Source organism: Mesorhizobium sp. M7A.F.Ca.CA.002.15.2.1, from assembly GCF_003998715.1.
Classification (GTDB): Bacteria; Pseudomonadota; Alphaproteobacteria; order Rhizobiales; family Rhizobiaceae; genus Mesorhizobium; species Mesorhizobium ciceri.
Genome location: NZ_RZPI01000679.1, coordinates 1 through 2,913, shown reverse-complemented (window position 1 = coordinate 2,913; position 2,913 = coordinate 1). Strand labels below are relative to the sequence as shown.

The following is a 2,913-nucleotide window of genomic DNA, read 5'->3' as shown; positions in this document are numbered from 1 at the left end:
GCCCGAGACCTGCTGGACACTCTTGCCGGAAGCCAGTTCCCGAATTGCAACGATCAAGTGCAATTGCTGGCGCCAGCGCCCGAAACTCAGCCCCGTCTCCTTTGCCACAAGGCGGGCGAGGCTGCTCTCGCTGAGCGCGATGCGGTTGGCCCATTCCGCCAGTGTGCTGCGGTCGGCAGGGTCTTGCGCCAACGCTTCGGCGATCCTGTTCAAGCGTGGCTCGGACGAGATCGGCAGGTGCAATTGCTGGACAGGCATGCGTGGCAATTCGGTGAGCAGCATCTTGGTCAAGAGTTCGCCCCTCGCCCCGTCACCCTCCACCCGATCGGAAAGCTCGATGATCAATTCGCGCAGCAGGGGCGAGATTGAAAACGTGCAGCACCGCTCCGGCAGATCGGCGGCTCCCGGCTCTATGTAGACGAAAAAAATCCGGGCGTTGGCGGTTGCGACATTGCTGTGCTCCATGCCGCCGGGGATCCACACCCCGCAATGCGGCGGCACCATCCATAGACCGCTTGGAACGCGGCATGTGACGCCGCCGCCGAGTGCGAAGACGAGTTGGCCTTTGCGGTGCCGATGGGCGGGGACTTCCGCTCTGGTGTCGGGGATGTCGACGCGCACGGCAATCGCCGGCGCGGCAGGGTCATCCACATCGAGATCGAGCCAGGGGTAGCTGAGGGGTTGTCTCATGGTTGACTGTTATTAGCGATTAAACGCCATGATAGCTAAATTCTTTAACAGCGAAAGTCGATAAGCTCCGGCTCGTACTCAGCTTGCCGTGCTTTCCACAGCAAGCTGGCACCGACAAGCCAGCAACAAGGTACGCCATGCTCGCCCTGGTCATCTCTCCCGAAAGCGCGACCGGGTTGAGGCTCGCCGACATCGCCGAGCCTCAACCGGCTTCGAACGAAGCGCTTGTCTCTGTCCACGCAACTTCGTTGAACCGGGGCGAACTGCGCCTGCTTGCCATACGCCCCGAGGGCTGGATACCCGGCCAGGACATCGCGGGGATTGTCGAACGAAGAGCAGCCGATGGTTCCGGGCCAGCCGTCGGCGCCCGGGTTGTTGCTTTGGTCGACGAGGCCGGTTGGGCCGAACGCATCGCAGTCCCAATCGACCGTCTCGCCGTCCTGCCGGATGACGTCAGTTTCGTTTCCGCAGCCACACTTCCTGTCGCCGGTACGACGGCACTAAGGACTCTACGCCATGGCGGCGACCTCGCCGGCCAGCAGGTCTTGATCACCGGTGCAAGCGGAGCGGTCGGCCGTTTTCAGATCCAGATCGCCCGCGAGCAAGGCGCCTCGGTGACGGCAATCGCCGCGGCCCGGCACGCCGACGATCTCCGCGGCCTCGGAGCCCGGCAGGTTGTCGAAGCGATCGATCTGGCCGAGGGGCCGTTCTCGCTGATCACCGAGTCGGTCGGCGGCCAAAGCCTCGCACGCGCGATCGAACGTATCGCACCTGGCGGGACCATCGTCATGTTCGGTTCGAGCAGCGGCGAGCTGACGCCCGTCGGATTCCGCCAGTTCGTTCCGGATCATGAAGGGGCAAGGCTTCAGACTTTTGCGTACTACACGTCTGGTCCAGGCATCGGCGAGGACATCGCCTCACTGCTCGCTCTGGTCGCAGCCGGCCGGCTCGAAACGCGCGTGGCCTTGACGGCGCCGTGGACAGACGTCGCTCAAGCGCTGGACGCACTGCGACAGCGCAGCTTCAGCGGCAAGGCTGTTCTCACCATAACAGGATGAGCATCCTGTTTTGTCACACGTGCTGGCCGCCATTGATGTGGATTTCCGAGCCAGTCACATACGACGCCTGCTGCGAGCACAGGAAAAAGATGATGTCGGCGACTTCGGCCGTGGTGCCAAGGCGCCTGAGAGGAATGGTCTCGACGATCTTGTCCGTGCCCGGCGACAGGATCGCGGTATCGATTTCGCCCGGCGCAATCGCGTTGACGCGGATGCCGTGCGGACCGAAATCATGCGCCATCTCGCGCGTCAGCGAGCCGAGTGCCGCCTTCGATGTCGCGTAGGCCGTGCCGGCGAAAGGATGCACGCGGGTTCCGGCGATCGAGGTTACGTTGACGATCGAGCCCTTGGCCGCCGCCAGTTCCTTGAACAGCCCGCGCGCCAGCATGATCGGCGCGAAGAAATTGACCTGGAACACGTCGCGCCAGACATGCATCGGCGTGTCGATCGAATTCATGCGGCTGTTGCCGTCCTTGAGCTTCGGCGAAATGCCGGCATTGTTGACCAGCGCATGCAACTGGCCGCCATGCGCTTCCAGCCGGTGGCGAATTTCGGAGACGGCGATGCCGACATCCTCCTGATCGGCGAGATCGACCTTGATGTGGTCTTCCGGCCCGGCCGGCCACGGGCAGTCCTCGGCGAAAGCCTGCCTGGAGCAGGTGATGACGCGCCAGCCCTCGCGCGAAAAACGCTTGACGGTGGCGTGGCCGATGCCGCGGCTAGCGCCGGTCAGCACGATGGTCTTTCGGGTGTCGAGCTCAGTCATTTCAGGTCTCCAGCCGGCAGATGTAGCCGAACGCCGCCGAGGTGGCGAGAGGCCGAAATGTCACCATTCACCTCAAAGGAGGAACCGGGAAGCCGGCTCGCCGTTGGTCCTTGAATGCGGAAAGGGTGCGGGGTTCTGAATCAATCTATCAGGACAAAGTCATGACACAGACAGCACCCCTCGACATCGCCACCGCCTTCACCAAAGCGTGGACAGGACACGACCTCGAAAAGGCAGCATCCTATGTCGCCGACGACGTCGTTTTTGATGGGCCGATGCAACAGTCGACTGGCAAGGCCCCCTACCTCGAGGGCCTGACCAAACTTTCACAGGATGTGACCGGTGTGCGCATGATCGCGGCCTTCGGAGACGACCACCAGGCGCTGCTAATGTATGACT

At 62.9% G+C, this 2,913-nt stretch carries 4 protein-coding genes; 2 read left to right on the top strand and 2 right to left on the bottom strand.

What is annotated here, in order from left to right:
* Positions 1–690, bottom strand: a 690-nt coding sequence (locus tag ENZ74_RS27440; protein ID WP_164761252.1) for a helix-turn-helix transcriptional regulator, incomplete at its 3' end; no start/stop codon positions are given.
* Positions 691–827: 137 nt separating this feature from the next.
* Between ENZ74_RS27440 and ENZ74_RS27435 the strand changes: the two genes are divergently transcribed.
* Entirely contained in the window at positions 828–1,748 is a 921-nt protein-coding gene (locus ENZ74_RS27435) for a zinc-binding dehydrogenase (RefSeq protein WP_013529557.1), read from the top strand.
* Positions 1,749–1,761: 13 nt separating this feature from the next.
* Here ENZ74_RS27435 and ENZ74_RS27430 read toward each other — a convergent pair whose 3' ends face one another.
* Positions 1,762–2,514, bottom strand: coding sequence for an SDR family oxidoreductase (locus ENZ74_RS27430; RefSeq protein ID WP_013529556.1), 753 nt, complete (start codon positions 2,512–2,514; stop codon positions 1,762–1,764).
* 161 nt (positions 2,515–2,675) lie between these two features.
* Here ENZ74_RS27430 and ENZ74_RS27425 point away from each other — a divergent pair.
* Positions 2,676–2,913: nuclear transport factor 2 family protein (locus ENZ74_RS27425; protein WP_164761251.1), on the top strand; the 238-nt coding region annotated here is incomplete at its 3' end.

Excerpts from the sequence above, each read along its gene's own strand:
- ENZ74_RS27430 (WP_013529556.1), bottom strand. The coding sequence starts at position 2,514 with ATGACTGAGCTCGACACCCGAAAGACCATCGTGCTGACCGGCGCTAGC.
- ENZ74_RS27435 (WP_013529557.1), top strand. The coding sequence starts at position 828 with ATGCTCGCCCTGGTCATCTCTCCCGAAAGCGCGACCGGGTTGAGGCTC.